We start from the raw sequence: 14,756 nt of genomic DNA, 5'->3' as shown, positions 1-14,756 counted from the left end.
CAACGTCGGGGTCATACGAACAAGATACGCCTTTGATTTTTCCTTTTCCATGTCACAAAGAAAATACGTATCATTTAGGTTTGCAAACAATATTTAAATGATATATATTTGTCTAATGATTCAGGTCAAAACATACCGCTACAAACTCAACCCTACCCCGTCTCACAACGGGCGTTAGGGCGGTGGTTAGGCGCGTGTCGGTATATCTACAACCTGTCGCTGTCCTACAAAAAGACGCTCTGGGAACACAACAAAGTTTCTATTGGCAAGAATGACATTCAGAAGGAACTGGCCAGTATTGCCAAAGATACCGACTGGTTAGGCTGTGTCCACTCTCAAACCTTGCAGGACGTAACGGACAGGGTATTTAACGCTTACGATGGTTTTTTTAAGCAAGGAAAAGGCTTTCCAAAGTTTGCCCGCAAGGGTCAGTACCAATCATTTAGTTTTAAACAGGGCGTTAAACTAACCAGTCAATACGTACAACTACCCAAATTTGGCAAGGTCAAATACCGGAATAGTCAAACCCTTTCTGGTACAATTAAACGGGCAACGGTTCGGGAATGTGCCGATGGTTGGTACATGTGTCTGTGCGTGGAAACTGACATAGAACCGTTGCCAATCAGTCCGAATAGTATTGGTATTGACGTAGGTATCAAGTCGCTTCTTGTCACCTCGGACGGTGCAACCATTGAAAACCCCAGGCACCTCTACAAAGCCGAACGCAAACTAAAGCGGCTGCAACGTGGCGTTAGCCGGAAAAAGAAAGGCAGTGCCAACCGCCGTAAGGCGATTAAGAAGTTAGCGCGTCAACACCAGAAAGTAGCCAATACCCGAAAAGACTTTCAGCATAAGCTGACAACGCGGTTGATAGGAGAAAACCAATCTATCAGCGTGGAATCGTTGCAAATCAGCAACATGCTGGCTAATCACCATCTGGCTAAATCCATAGCGGATGCAGGGTGGTATGGGCTAACGCAGATGCTCGACTACAAAGCGAAGTGGTACGGTCGCAGCTTTGAGAAAGTCTCTGCCTGTCACACCTCGCAGGATTGTTCATGCTGTGGCTACCGCAATACGGAACTAACGTTAGCCGTGCGGGAGTGGATTTGTCCGAGTTGCGATTCGGTTCATGACCGGGACGTTAACGCGGCTAAAAACATAAAAGCAAAGGCGGCAGGAAGTGCCGTGTCAGCTTGGGAGGTATACGCGCCTGTTGAGGTGGTAGCCCAAGAATCTCCCGCGCTTTAGCCGGGAGAGCTTCAAAGACCGCGCCATTCGCTGACGTGCGGCCTATCCGACTCAACTTATACATTGAGTCGTCTCAAATTCTTCGTGAGTCGAAGCCGGGCTTCCCAATCCGCCACCTTTGAGCCATCAATCACAAACGCCCTGCCGGGCATTCGATTATGGCTCGCTTTACTACCTGCGCCCTTTTCATTCTCGCCACCCTTTCGGCAATGGCCCAAACCATCACAGGCACGATTCAGGATACCAACCGACAGCCCGCGCCGTTTGCCGTCGTAAAGTTGCTCCGGGCGGCTGACTCCACGCTGGCAACCGGCACCATCACCGACGAAACCGGTCGATATACGTTTACAAACGTGGCCGATGGAGCGTATCGCGTCGAAACGTCGATGGTAGGCATGCAGACCATCAGTAGTTCGCGGCTGACGCTATCCGGGAATCAACCCACTACGCTGGAGCCATTAATCCTTCGGGCTTCCGAGCAAACGCTGGCTGCGGTGAACGTTCGGGCGCAGAAACCCTACGTCGAACAGCAGATAGACAAGACCGTGCTGAACGTAGCCGATAACGCCACGGCACAGAGCAAAACCGCCTATGAACTGTTGCAGGAGGCTCCGGGCGTGGTTATTGATCCCAATGAGACCATTAAAATGGCCGGCAAGCAGGGAGCCATCGTATTTATCGACGGCAAACCGACCAACCTGTCGTCGGCTGATGTGGCGAATCTGCTCCGGGCTACCCCGGCCAGCAGTATCGATAAGGTTGAACTCATTACCAACCCCTCGGCCCGGTTCGACGCACAGGGCGGAGCGGGTATTATCAACATCCGGTTCCGGCGCGATAAAAGCTTAGGTCTGAACGGCAGCGTATCGGGCGGCTACGGCCAAAGCGACCACCACCGCGCCAATGCCGCTCTTGACCTGAACTACCGCGCCAAACGCGTCAACCTGTTCGGCAATCTGTCGGGGACCGATAACTTCCAGATTACGAATGTATTGCTGGATCGGCTGGCGGCTGGCTCGCAATTTTTGCAGCGCGGCTACGATTCCGACGGTACACGGGCCGTTGTGTACAAAGCCGGAGCCGATTATTTCATCGACGCACGCCAAACGCTCGGTCTCGTCGTGTCGGGCAATAGCAGCGCGAACCGCTTCGGCACCTACACCACGACCAACATCCTCAATCAACAGCAGGTGGTAGACACGAGTCTGGTAAACCGCGTCGAGAATCCGTCGTGGAACAACCGCGTCAACGCGGCTCTGAACTACCGCTATGCCGATACGCTGGGACTTGAGATCAACCTCGATGCCGACGTTACCCGTTTCAGCAACACCGCCCCCAACACCATCACGAGCAATTATTTCGGAACAGACGGGCAACCGCTGTTCGGGCTGCGGAATCGCTTCGATGCCAGCACCACCATCGGTATCGTAACGCTGAAAGCCGATGGCGTGAAAGAATGGAAAGCACGGCGGCTGAAGCTGGAAGCCGGGCTAAAGCACACCGACGTAGCAACCGACAATAATCTGCTGGCATTCAGCGGCTTGCCCGAACAGCCTGACCTGAGCCGCACCAACCGATTCACCTACCGCGAGGTCGTCAGCGCGGCCTATGCCTCACTGAACCGTTCGGCGGGCAAATGGGCCATGCAGGCTGGGCTGCGGGCCGAGCATTCCGACGTGCGGGGTCGCTCCACCGATCTGCTGAACCAGCGCATCGCCCGGCCCGACACGGGTTACCTAAATCTGTTTCCTACAGCTTTTGTGCAGTATCAGGCTACGCAAAGCAGTTTGTTTTCAGTCAATTACGGTCGGCGGATTAACCGGCCCAGCTACCAGGACATGAACCCGTTCGTGTATCCCATCGACCCCTACACCAGCACACGCGGCAACCCATTTCTGCGGCCATCTTACACGCACAACATCGAAGCGGGCTGGACGTATAAATGGGCCACCAGTCTGAAAGTTTCCTACAGCCGAACCAATCAGTTTGCTACCGACGTGGTGCAGCAACAGGGGTTTATCGCCTACCAGACCATTGCTAACGTGGGCCGGGTCGATGCGCTGAATCTGTCGATCAGTACACCGTATCAGTTTACGAAGTGGTGGAGTTTATACGCCTACGCCGGTGCTACCTGGAACCGCTTTGTGGGCCAGTTTTCGGCAACCGAAGCGTTCGACCAGCGGGCGTTTGCCTTCGACGGCTACATGCAGCACTCGTTTACCGTGTCGAAAAGCTGGTCGGCCCAGGCATCGGGCTTCTGGAGTGCGCCCACGAAGCAAACCGTATATCGGATTGGCGGGCTGGGTGCGCTGAATTTGAGCCTACAGAAGAAAGTGATGCAGGAGCGCGGCAAACTCACCCTTGCGGTCGATGACCTGCTGAATACCATGCGCTGGCGGCAATCGGCTGATTTTCAAAGCCAGCAGTTCCGCATCGACCGCAAATGGGAAAGCCGCCGGGTAAGCATCCGATTCAGCTACCGTTTCGGCAGCAACGACGTAAAAGCCGCCCGCGACCGCGAAACCGGTCAGGATGCAGGGCGGATTAAAGCGAAAGGGAATTTGTAATGAAAAATCGTCTGTCTTTTAGTTGACATTTGCTTGGCAAATGTTGTTTATTTGTTGAAATTATATTTTCTCTACTATGCGTGCTCCATTCAGTCCGTTAGCCAAGCAGGTGCTTTCTTCGCCAGAGTCGGCTGCTCAGTTGCGCCGTTTTCTAAGCAGTGAGCACAAGAAAGGCGAGATAATAGTAAAAAATGAAAATGGCAAGATCATAAAAATCGATGCTGAAAAACTGGACGACATCGCTACGACTCGTAGTTTATGAATGTTGTTTTAAGCGCACTGCTAATTATTTTACTGCTGTATCCGGGCATATTTTTTCGGGGCGCATACTTCCGGGGAAGTCGCAACGGCGGTACTTACAAAATCAAGTATAACGTACTCAGGCAACCCATTTGGGAGCAGGTAACGGCTTCGATTATGCCTGCCTTAACCATCCATCTGGTTTGTACCGTATTCATAGACTTTTTTACGCCTTTCCAAATCGATTATCAATTCGTTTACAACCTTTTGCTTGGCAAGTCGATAGACGCTCCTATTGGTGCGCCATCAGGTTATGTCAACGCTAAAATTGGTAATTACCTGCTCGGCTTTTCGGGGTATTTGATTGCATCCCTAACGTTAGCACTGGTTGGTGCGGCTGTGGCACGTGACCTTGTATTCCGAAACAAGTTGGACTCGAAGTATACGCTGCTACGTTTCTCAAATGAATGGTTCTACTGGCTGACGGGCCGCATTTTAGAAACCAATCCGACTACTAAAGATCGAACGGTTGATCTGATTGCTGTTCACATCTTAACCGAAACTAAAGAGAATACGATTATCTACGACGGTTTTCTATATGACTTCACACTGAACGAAACCAGTAACACGCTCGACCGTCTGGTTCTGTTTTATGCGTCAAAATCAGTGTTTCAAAAGACATCACGTAGCCAAAAAATTATATCGAAAACGCAGGAAACAGCCACTCGGGAGGAAGTCAATCAATCTGAATTATTTGAACGCGCCGACAAAAGAGAGATACAACAGGAGTACATCATTATTCCTTACGCGCAGGTCCGCAATATGACTATTACCTATGTCGATTTGCAGGCTCAGACAGACATCAGCTCAGACGATTAACTTCTCTTTCTTGACTCAATTTATAATCTGAACCGTCTCGAAAAAATTATGAGACGATCCATCGACGTATCAATGGGAGGTTTGCAATGATAATCAATTCTTGCAAACGACTATGAAAACAACACATCGCGCATGGAATGTGCTATTCATCTTACTATTCCTGTTTGCTTCGTCAGCCTTCGCGCAAGACCCGAAAAAGGTGCGTTTACGTCTCAAAAACAACGGTTTGGTGCCCCGCGAGTTTAGGTTTCTGGAACGCTATCCCGATAATAAATACCCTAACGTGTTCACGGCCTATATTCTGCCCGGTCAGGCCCACAAAGTAGAAATCAAACCCGGCACCCGGCTTTCGCTGGTGAATCAGCAGGAAATCAACGCCAACATGCGCGGCCTGGAAGCACCCGGCAAACCCCTGCTGGTCGTAAAACCGAAAGACGATGGCAAAACCGTGAATCTGGTTCAGCCATAAACGATTTGCCCTCAAAACGGCTCAGGACATAATTTGAGTCGTCTCAACTTCTTTTTGAGTCGAACCAGAGCCTGCCAACCTACCACCTTTGTCTCACCGTCCGGCACATCCGGGCCAACACAGAACGAACTAAACACAATGAAAACCATCGTAATCATCCTGCTCGTAGCAACGCTATTCACAGCCAACACCGGCTTCACGCCAATCGCCAACACTAAAGCGGAGACTGTTCAGACCGGGCAGAACAAGGACATTACGTTCACGCTTCGTAACCCCAGCCTGTTGCCGAAAAAAATTACGCTCGTTAGTTATTCGCCCGGCGAAAAAGGCAACGGTACTTACGGTTTCGTCATGCTGCCTAAAGGGAGTAAAAAGGTCTATTACACTGTGGGCACGAAACTTTATCTGGCCAATAGCGAGCAGGTCGACGTAGTTATGAGTGGTAAGCGACTCGATGCAGGCAAGCCGTTTTTGATCGTCAAAGCCGACGATGCCGGTAAATCGTTCGACGTTAAAAACTAATCCGGCCCATGAAAACCAACGCAATCATCCTGTTCCTGCTTTCGGTAGCTCTGTTTACCACCACTGGCGTAACCGCTCGTTCGCTCTCCGACGACCCGCCCCGTATTACCTTCATGCTTAAAAATACGCTCGGCTACCACCGCATGTTCTTAGTCGAAGGGCCGGGCATCAAATACGGCTTCACGATGGGTCGGCGCGAGACCATCCCCTGCAATTGGCCCGTTGGTGCCAGACTCCATTTCACAAACGATGGCGAAACAGGCACAGGATTGATATTCACCGTTCGGGCTGAAGACGAAGGCAAAACCCTCGGCACCGACACCGGGGCTAAAGAAGAAAAAGAGAAACGGCAGGTCAAGCGGGAAAATAGCACCCCGGATGCGTCACTACGGGTTACGGTCCGTCTACGAAATCCGAGCCTGCTTCCTCAAAAAGTTGCCATTATCAGCTACGAGCCGGGTGAAACTGGCAACAGCACTCAAATTGAGGTGATGGCTCCAAGAGTAAGCTACCGACATACCTATCCGGTTGGCACGAAGGTGTATCTGGCTGATAACGAACAGGTAAACACAGTCATGAGCGGTAAACGCATCGACTCCGACAAGCCGTTTCTGATCGTTAAGGAAGGAGATAAGGGCAAAACGTTTGATATTTTCGAATAACCCTCACTTTTACACTGCCATGAGACTTGTGTTGATGATCGCAATATGCTTGTTGCTGACTGAGTTTGCCTCCGGACAGGCCCAGCCGCCCAGGCTAACTCTCAGCCAGCAACGCGACGATTTCGCCATTTTTCGCGGTTCGCTTGAGGAAGGTCACGGCGGGCTGTACTACTTCATTGATAAGGCCACGTTTGCCAGGCAGTGCGACAGCATCGGCAAAACGTTTCGGGAAGGGATTACGGTCGATGGCTATTACCTCAAACTTCGTTATCTGCTCACGCTCCTGCGGTATGGTCACTCGCGCATTAACCTGCCCGGCGAGGGCGAGCCGAATTACTGGCTGAATAATCTCAAAAAGGACCGGCGGTATTTACCCCTGCAACTGATGGTGATCGACCAGAAGTTGTATGTGCTGGGTGATTGCAGCGAAGAACAAAGGGTATCGAGAGGAGCCGAGATTCTGAGCATCAATGGCAAACCCGCCCGGCAACTGCTCGACTCGATGGCGCGGTACATCCCCGCCGATGGCATCAACCAGACGTTCAAAACCTACTTTCTCTACAAATATTACTACCTCCATTTTCTTTATAACATGCTCTATCCTAACGAAATGGAGTTCTCGTTGAGGTTGGCGGGTCAACCGAAGCCCGTGCGTGTAAAGGCTCAACTGCCTTCAGCAATGGAGAAAGCCCACAAAATGCTGACGGGCAAAAGCCTGAGCCACTTTGAGAACCCAACGCAATACAAGGCAGTGGTGGCCCCGCAAACGGCATACCTGAAAGTGGGTAGCTTTTATAAGGGTTTTATCGAAAATTTTGGGGTTCGATTTGAAACATTTGTCGATAGTGCATTCCGGGACATGAACAGCCGTAGCACCCAACACCTGATTATCGACCTGCGCGACAACGAAGGCGGGAGCGATGGCTACAGCGAGAAACTGCTTGCACACATTACTCCCAGTCCCATTTTGCCCGGTCAGATGGTCGTGCCGAGCAAAACATTCCCGTTTCAGCAATACGCCATCAATCTGTCGGACGACATTAAGGGCTACATAGCCGACCCGGCGGAGTTTTTAAGAGATGACAAAACGCTGTTTATCAAGCAGAAATACCTCGACATGATGGGGGCCACCATCCTACCGACGAAAGACCGGTTTACGGGACAGATTGTTGTGCTGATAAACGAAGGAGTTTTTTCGGCGGGGGCGGGCTTTGTCGAAAAGCTGTATAAATATCGGCAGACAACGGGCCAGAAGATTACGTTCGTGGGCGAAGAGTTAGGGAGCGATATTTATGCCGGTATCCTGTGCGCTGGTCAGAGCTATATTATCAAACTACCCAACAGTGCCATCACGGTCGATATGCCGTTTCTGTGCTGGGGCGAGTTTACCAAAAAATATCCGGCCAAACGCCTGCCTGATTACCGCGTTTTACCTACCATTACCGGCCTGTTGCAGGGCCACGACGAGGTGTTGCAGTTTGTACTGGATCGGATCAGCAAAAATGATTGATACCCGCACAAAACAGACAAGCCATTCAGCTCGTATATTGCTAACCGTTCCGAAATTCACTTTATGTCGTTCTATTTTTCCGCTTATTCGTCGCCCCTATTGTTTGGATTTGTACAAGCCTGGGTATATGCCGTTTTACTGTGGCTACGCGGTCGGCGCGAAGAGCGACTGTCCGACGTGTTGCTGGGCTGGGTGCTGGTGGGGATGGCGTTCAACATCTGGGAGTATATGCTGGGCTTCGGGGGTATCGAAATTCTTTGGCGCGAGCTGGAATTTTTCCCCCGAACGCTGGGCTACCTGTTTCCGCCCCTGTGTTATTTTTACCTCAAAACGCAATTTAACGCTGATTTTCAGTTTACCCGGCGCGACCTGTGGCACGCGGTTCCGTTTCTGGTGCAGGTCATCTACCGGGTCAGCATTTTTGCAATGGGTACCGATTTTGTGCGCTGGTGGGAAGCCAACATGCACGAACCCTATTACATTGGTACGTTTGAGTTCTGGTTTGGCGTTCTTCAGGACTTTTTTTACCTCTATCTGTCGCTGCGGCTATATCGGCACTATCGGGAGTGGATTAAGCACCAGTTTTCCGAAACCGAAACCATTAGCTTCCGCTGGTTTCGTAACTTCATCATTGCCCTGACCGTTGTTACGGTGTTTGGCTTTCTGATGGACGGGCTGAGTTTTACGCTCCAACTTAATTTCTGGCAGGACTGGTGGGACGAACTGGCGGAAGTTGTTCTGATTTATTACGTCAGCATCAACGGCTACGCGCAGGTGCAGCCGGGCCGACGACTGGCCTTTGCGTCTGCCGGTGCTACCGTTTCAGACATACCCGACGCTGTGTCGATACGGACTGCCACACCCGTACTGGCCGAAGTTTCATCCGCCGAAGCACCGGCGCATCAACCCATACCTTCAGTCGCATCGTCTCCTCCCCTCTCCGACGAATTGGTTAGCCTGCGCGATAAGTTGCTGGATTACATGACAACGGAGAAACCGTATCTCGATGCTGATTTGTCGCTGACCGACCTGGCCCGGCACGTGCACCTGAATCCGGTTTTATTGTCGCAGGTAATCAACGCAGGCACTGGCAAGAACTTCAACGATTTTGTGAACGAATACCGCGTCGATGAATTTAAACGACAGTTGCACAACCCGGCCAATGCTCACCTGAGTTTCTTGGGCCTCGCACTCGACTGCGGCTTCAACTCAAAAGCTACCTTCAACCGGGCGTTTAAGAAATTTACGGGCCAATCGCCGAAGGAATTCGCAGAAACAATAAAACCCGCCTGAAATGGTCAGACGGGTTTTGGATTGGAAGTTGTAGGTAAAACGGCAATGGATACCAAAATGTTTCATCATTGAAAAATAACGCGATTATTTTTCAGAATAAAAATTACTTGCAAGCCTAATAGTTCTGCTATTATTTCGCTCTCAACTACGCTGGATTATACGCTGTAAATCATATCATTCTTGTGCCTTATCTTGTTCTTGACCTCGAAATGACCGGCCCGGAGCCGGACTACAATGAAATTATCCAGATCGGTGCGGTGCTGTTCGACGACGACTGGACGGAAAAAGGCCGCTATCTGACCAATGTGTACCCAGAAAATGAAGATGCATTCTCGTCGTCGTCCGAAAAAATTCACAACCTCTCATTGGCCGACCTCGAAGATGCGCCGATGATGTACGACGTATTACCGGCGATGGAAGAGTGGATTTGTAAGCAGTTGGGCATTCGGGTGCCGCCCGGTCAGTTAGACCGGACTCCGTTTCTGCGCAATGTGATAATCTGCGGACAGAGCGTGATCAACGACATCAATTTCCTAAAAGAAGCCTACCGCTACGAGAAGTTAAAATGGCCTTACTCGCGGGTGTTGCTCGACCTGCACACGCTGGCCTACTTCACGTTTCGCGTGCTGAAAGCCAATGGCCGCAGCGTACCCGACCGGCTTAGCCTGACGGCTATAGCGAACTATTTCGGCTTTGCCCGCGAAGATGGCTTTCACAACGCGCTGGAAGATGCCGTGCTGACCGCCCAATGCCTGAAAGAGGTGTTTAAACTGGCCGAAGCCATGCAACTGCGGGTGTAGCCAGCCGGTGCATCCGTCGCCACCACCACACTCCCCCGGCACCGAGCAGTACCAGCAGGCCACCCGCTACCCAGGGCCACCGACTCGGTTGGTCGAGGGGTTCGGTGTTGCCCACCAGGATCAGCCCGGCCCAGACGTTGGGCAGTCGATTGGCTCCATCGGCAGTGCGGAGCCAGTCCTGTTTGGCTTGTTGCAGGGCTTCATCTTTGGGCAAACCGTCGGCTACGTACTGGTAAAACAGGTTTGTAATTTCGTAAGTAGCTTTGTTTTCAACGCTCCAGAGGGTCGTCAGTATGCTCGGCACGCCCAGAGCCGCAAACCCGCGTGCTAAACTAAACACCCCCTCGCCCCGCTGATTGGCTCCAACGGCGGTTTTGCAGGCTGCCAGTACAACTAACTGCGTGTTAGTCAGTTGACCGTCGGCCAGGTCCGACAGGCGGAGCGTCGAATCGGCGAAATAAAGTAATGGTTCACGCTGACTGGTGTCGGCAGTGGCGTGGGTGAACAGGTGTACTACCCGGGCGTCGGCGGCTTCTGACAGAAACGTTCGGCGGGTAGCGGCAGGGCCTGTAACTAACACCGACGAGCCAAACCGGGCAGCTATGGGCTTCAGAGCTTCATCGGAACCGGGTAGCGCGACCTGCTTTAACGTACTGGCGAAGGCAACGGGAGCCATACCCACAAAATCATGGCTACTCAGTGCTGCCAGCCGCGCCGGATTGCCCTGATTTCGTAACAGCAGCCGCGCCGAGTAAACGTAACTAAACGCATAGTCGGCAACAAGATACTCGTCGCGGGTGGCAGATCGGCTCAGCGTCTCGAACGGAATAAAAAAGCCATCGGGCGACACTACTACCCGACCTTTCGGCAACGACAGCGGAGCCAGCAGTTGCTGATACAGCCGACTACCCAAGGCCCAGAACCGTTCCACCTCGGTTCGGCGACTTAGTGCGTCGGGCGTTGTCAGGAGCGGCATAAACGCCCGAATAGTCTGGTTATACGCTGAAACAGACTGCCGTACTAATTTCGCTTTTCGCCCATCCAGACTCAGCACATATAGCGCACTATCGCCCACGAAATAGGTAACGAGCGAAGTTCCGTGTCCGGCTAAAAACGCATTTACGTCGGTTAGTGGAGGCACGTGGTTGTCGTATTTGTAGCGGAAATAAGCCGGGTTGGAGGTTTCCAACTGTCGCAGAAACGTTTCTAAACTATCCTGTTTTAGCGTCAATGCCGCGCGGGAAGGGCCATAGTCCGGGCTGTCGGGCTGCACAACCGCTAACTTGGTCTGCTGCTCACCAACGGCCAGACGCAACCGATGTTCCATGCCTGTCTGCGCCAGTGACAGTTGCTGACGTGCGCCGAGTTCGTTGAGTTGATCGGCCAATAGTACGGCCCGGCTCTTTTCCATAAACCGAAACGCCTGTTCGCTATCGTTCAGGCGGTAACAGGTTTCGATGGCCCGTTCGTAGAGTCCGCGCGTTTTTTGCCGCCAGAATAATTTCGACTGCTGTCCGGTGTGTTCCCAGCGCATAAAGTCGATTAACTGATCGGCAGCTTTATACGTATCCAGCGCGTGCTGGAGCCGCTGGCGGTTGTTGCGCGTTGCGTTGGCATAGTCGAGCCAGGTATCGGCTTTGTCGCGCAGCAGGGTAAATAAAACCTCTTTGTGCGCTACTAAACGAATACGCTGGTCGTCGGGCAACTGCTCGATGTTTCGGTTCGCATAATTGATCGGCAGTTCGGTAATACCCTGTTGATAAAGTTGCAAACTCCGAGCATAATCGCCTTTTTTCCAGTACGTTACCCCCATGAGCTGTAACGCTTCGGCTTTTCTGAACGGGTCTTTACTCGTAGCTATGGTGTATTGACCGTAAGCCAGTGCTTCGTCGTAGCGGCCCATATTGTTGAGCAGGAAACACACCCGGTTTGCCATGCTGGGTGCCTGATTATAGGCTATGCTTTTGGCTGATGCAAACGCCTGCTGTGCGTAGCGAAGTGCCCGTTCGGGCTGATGCTGATGCCCAAGAATAATACTCAGCAGGCTGTAGTTATCGGCCAAAGCCGCTGTCAGCCCCGGCTCGTGTTCTATGGTTTGGATGGCCTGTTCAACGGCTTGCTGGGCTTCGGCATACCGCTGCAATGAGTTCAACGCCTGGGCTTTCTGGCGTAGCAGATTGGCGGTCAGGGGTTTGTTACCCAAACGAGCCGATGTCTGCAACCCGAAGTCGGCCTGCGTAATGGTCTGCTGGAAATCGCTTTTCGTGTCGTAGGCGTAGGCTAAATACAGGTAGGCATTGGCAACCCACGTGGCTGCTTCAGGGCTGTTCTGACCAGCCATTACGGCTTGTTTCAGCACGGTAATGGCTGGTTCGATTTTACTTTGCAGGTTGTAAATAACCCCCAGCCGGTACAAAGCCTTCGACAGATCAGCCGGGCGGGTGCGGCCCGGATTAGTGCGACATACCGTTACGGCCTGCTGAACGGTAGTAGCTGCGTCGTCGTATTTGCCATCGAACAGCCGTAACATCCCAACCTGCAACAGCGCGTTGACGTAGGCCGAATCTTTGGCATAGCCCGCCCGGTTCCAGCGTTGCTGCCAATCGGTTAACAGCTTATTCTGGTCGGACAGTGGTTTTTGAAGAATGGTACGCAGTTCTACGGCCAACGCTGCCGGAGACGCCCCATGAGCATACATCCGGCAGGTTAGTAGTAGCGCAACAGCCAGACAGCGTAGTACACGTTTCATGGTTCAACCCGATCAGAACGAACGCCAACCCGGTCGGTTGGCAAATTTCACTAACTTATTAATCGTCCCATGTGTATACGCGGTTCTATAGTAGCCTCTTCCCGCGTGTGCGCCGTCAGAATCTGTTCTTTGACTGAAGCTATATTGGCTGAGGTCAACGCAGTTGGGTTTGCCGCCAGATACGACGCGACAATGGCACTGACGCGGGCCGTAGCAAACGAACTTCCCTGTAGCGGTTCCTTATAGGTGGGAATGACCTCCTGGAATGGATTTTTTGTCCCTGTCTCCGTCAGCAGCCCACCATATACGCCCACCGACACCAACCGGTTGGAAAAATTCTGGGTTACTTCATACCCATCAACCACGGCATCGTACTGATTCGGGTCTAAGCCCATGTGTTGTAAAATCTCCTGCTGTTCGGCTCCGGTCAGGCCACCGCGTTTGCCCGCCGTACCTTGTTTAACCGGCTTGTATTTCCGTTCGACGCACGTAACGGTAATTACGTTTTCGCACTCAGTGCTGTAACAGGCTGGGTATAACGTACCCAAGGCGGGGTCTCCCAGATCGCGCTTCTGATTACCGGCTGCGGCCACAACAATGATTCCTGCTTTCTCCAGCTCGCGGAACTTGCTGTCTAACAGCCGTTTCCCGTCCGCATTGATCTGCCCGACCCAACTCGCATTCAACACCTGAATGGGCAACCCGGCGCGTTTCTGAGCCAGCACGTAGTTCAGGCAGCACAGCACGTCGAACAGCGTACCGTAGCCGCCCACGTTGAACGCTTTCACCGGCAGTACCGACACCTCTTTGGGCGTATTATGGTTGATAATGGCCGTTATATACGTGCCGTGCCGACCGCCCCGCGAAGTCGACTTATCGTCCCGGATTACCCGGTTGTCGTCGAAGGCACTGCTGCGGATTTGTTCGGGTGTGTAGTGTTTCAGTACACACAATTTTTTGGCATTATCTGGTAGTTCAACGTAATCGGTAATACCGCAGTAGCCGATGGCCGGTGCCTGTATGTTACAGCCTGGCAACCCGGTTGACAACCGGAAACGGTAGGCACCGCGCTCATCATAATGATACAGGCCCGATTTAGCTGGAAGCGGCTCCGATGCACACAGGATTTCTTCATCATCATCTTCATCATCAGAAAGATTGCTCAAGTCATATTTGACCCCCGAATCGACCACGGCTACCACAAGCGTACTTTCCCCCTGGTATTGCTTTAGATCTTCTCCATCAACAATCTGAAAATCGCTATGTTGTACTTGCTTCGTCGGTATAGCATCCTGAATGGGTGGCGACGGCAACGAACCGGCTGGTTCTGAGTTCAGCACAAAATTATTGGCCTGCGTGTCGGCATCGCGATTTACTGACTCAGTCGCTACCCGCTTTGCACTGACAAGAGAACCGAATTCAACTAATACCGTATACGTCTCCTCCCCCAACTTACTATACTCGCCGGGTGGATTAGGGCAATCGCTGATGCGAACAAACGTAGCCCGCCGACGTTTACCCTCCAGTTCTAACCAGATGAATGGCTTCTCGCCTTTCCGTTTTGGCAACTGGTCGATTTCAGCCTTACTGAACACCAGAATTTTCTGTCGCTGTACCACCACCGGAGCCGGTTCGCCCTTGCCGACGGGAATCTGAATGACCGGCACGAAACAACCTAATTTCCGAAGTTTATCGCGGTTGGTCTCAATAATGGAGTAGGGTTTTGAGTGATGCCCGTTTATAAGTCCAGACGGTGAATTACTCGTTTGTGCTGGGTTGGCGTTGGCATCGGGGCGTTCGTCGGTGGTCATAGT

General features: G+C 52.1%; 12 protein-coding genes. 10 read left to right on the top strand and 2 right to left on the bottom strand.

The window, feature by feature from the left end; all coding sequences use genetic code 11:
- Positions 1-108 precede the first annotated feature (108 nt).
- The 10 genes from AWR27_RS07470 to AWR27_RS07425 all read left to right on the top strand — a co-directional run bounded on the left by AWR27_RS07470 (position 109) and on the right by AWR27_RS07425 (position 10,193).
- The gene (locus tag AWR27_RS07470) at positions 109-1,251 is read left to right on the top strand and encodes an RNA-guided endonuclease InsQ/TnpB family protein (RefSeq protein ID WP_077130607.1); all 1,143 of its coding nucleotides are present in this window, start codon (positions 109-111) and stop codon (positions 1,249-1,251) included.
- Between the two features lie 158 nt (positions 1,252-1,409).
- Positions 1,410-3,818: a TonB-dependent receptor domain-containing protein gene (locus tag AWR27_RS07465; protein WP_077130606.1), complete on the top strand. Its 2,409-nt coding sequence runs from the start codon at positions 1,410-1,412 to the stop codon at positions 3,816-3,818.
- 76 nt (positions 3,819-3,894) lie between these two features.
- Positions 3,895-4,080: a hypothetical protein gene (locus tag AWR27_RS07460; RefSeq protein ID WP_077130605.1), complete on the top strand. Its 186-nt coding sequence runs from the start codon at positions 3,895-3,897 to the stop codon at positions 4,078-4,080.
- A complete protein-coding gene (locus AWR27_RS07455; protein ID WP_077130604.1) occupies positions 4,077-4,937 on the top strand; it encodes a hypothetical protein in 861 nt (286 codons plus the stop codon). Before AWR27_RS07460 ends, AWR27_RS07455 begins: the two co-directional genes overlap by 4 nt.
- Positions 4,938-5,049: 112 nt before the next feature.
- A complete protein-coding gene (locus tag AWR27_RS07450) occupies positions 5,050-5,406 on the top strand; it encodes a hypothetical protein (protein WP_077130603.1) in 357 nt (118 codons plus the stop codon).
- Positions 5,407-5,544: 138 nt separating this feature from the next.
- Positions 5,545-5,928, top strand: a complete 384-nt coding sequence (locus tag AWR27_RS07445) for a hypothetical protein (RefSeq protein WP_077130602.1) — start codon at positions 5,545-5,547, stop codon at positions 5,926-5,928.
- A gap of 8 nt (positions 5,929-5,936) precedes the next feature.
- Positions 5,937-6,590: a hypothetical protein gene (locus tag AWR27_RS07440; protein WP_077130601.1), complete on the top strand. Its 654-nt coding sequence runs from the start codon at positions 5,937-5,939 to the stop codon at positions 6,588-6,590.
- 34 nt (positions 6,591-6,624) lie between these two features.
- Positions 6,625-8,100: a S41 family peptidase gene (locus tag AWR27_RS07435; protein WP_198045106.1), complete on the top strand. Its 1,476-nt coding sequence runs from the start codon at positions 6,625-6,627 to the stop codon at positions 8,098-8,100.
- Between the two features lie 63 nt (positions 8,101-8,163).
- On the top strand, positions 8,164-9,393 hold the full coding sequence (locus AWR27_RS07430; RefSeq protein WP_077130599.1) for a helix-turn-helix domain-containing protein: 1,230 nt from the start codon (positions 8,164-8,166) through the stop codon (positions 9,391-9,393).
- Between the two features lie 182 nt (positions 9,394-9,575).
- On the top strand, positions 9,576-10,193 hold the full coding sequence (locus AWR27_RS07425) for a 3'-5' exonuclease (RefSeq protein WP_077130598.1): 618 nt from the start codon (positions 9,576-9,578) through the stop codon (positions 10,191-10,193).
- On the opposite strand, the gene AWR27_RS07420 is transcribed toward AWR27_RS07425, so the two are convergent.
- On the bottom strand, positions 10,159-12,942 hold the full coding sequence (locus AWR27_RS07420; RefSeq protein WP_083732777.1) for a CHAT domain-containing protein: 2,784 nt from the start codon (positions 12,940-12,942) through the stop codon (positions 10,159-10,161). The two genes, AWR27_RS07425 and AWR27_RS07420, sit on opposite strands and share 35 nt — an antisense overlap.
- Positions 12,943-12,992: 50 nt before the next feature.
- The gene (locus AWR27_RS07415; protein WP_077130597.1) at positions 12,993-14,753 is read right to left on the bottom strand and encodes a S8/S53 family peptidase; all 1,761 of its coding nucleotides are present in this window, start codon (positions 14,751-14,753) and stop codon (positions 12,993-12,995) included.
- Positions 14,754-14,756 lie beyond the last annotated feature (3 nt).

It is taken from the genome of Spirosoma montaniterrae (assembly GCF_001988955.1).
GTDB lineage: Bacteria > Bacteroidota > Bacteroidia > Cytophagales > Spirosomataceae > Spirosoma > Spirosoma montaniterrae.
The sequence above is the reverse complement of the archived record's forward strand: the minus strand, read 5'-3'. Positions and strand labels throughout refer to the sequence as shown.

Bases quoted from the DNA above. Each gene is read 5' to 3' on its own strand.
- AWR27_RS07465 (WP_077130606.1), top strand. From the start codon at position 1,410: ATGGCTCGCTTTACTACCTGCGCCCTTTTCATTCTCGCCACCCTTTCG.
- AWR27_RS07460 (WP_077130605.1), top strand. From the start codon at position 3,895: ATGCGTGCTCCATTCAGTCCGTTAGCCAAGCAGGTGCTTTCTTCGCCA.
- AWR27_RS07455 (WP_077130604.1), top strand. From the start codon at position 4,077: ATGAATGTTGTTTTAAGCGCACTGCTAATTATTTTACTGCTGTATCCG.
- AWR27_RS07450 (WP_077130603.1), top strand. From the start codon at position 5,050: ATGAAAACAACACATCGCGCATGGAATGTGCTATTCATCTTACTATTC.
- AWR27_RS07445 (WP_077130602.1), top strand. From the start codon at position 5,545: ATGAAAACCATCGTAATCATCCTGCTCGTAGCAACGCTATTCACAGCC.
- AWR27_RS07440 (WP_077130601.1), top strand. From the start codon at position 5,937: ATGAAAACCAACGCAATCATCCTGTTCCTGCTTTCGGTAGCTCTGTTT.
- AWR27_RS07435 (WP_198045106.1), top strand. From the start codon at position 6,625: ATGATCGCAATATGCTTGTTGCTGACTGAGTTTGCCTCCGGACAGGCC.
- AWR27_RS07430 (WP_077130599.1), top strand. From the start codon at position 8,164: ATGTCGTTCTATTTTTCCGCTTATTCGTCGCCCCTATTGTTTGGATTT.
- AWR27_RS07420 (WP_083732777.1), bottom strand. From the start codon at position 12,942: ATGAAACGTGTACTACGCTGTCTGGCTGTTGCGCTACTACTAACCTGC.
- AWR27_RS07415 (WP_077130597.1), bottom strand. From the start codon at position 14,753: ATGACCACCGACGAACGCCCCGATGCCAACGCCAACCCAGCACAAACG.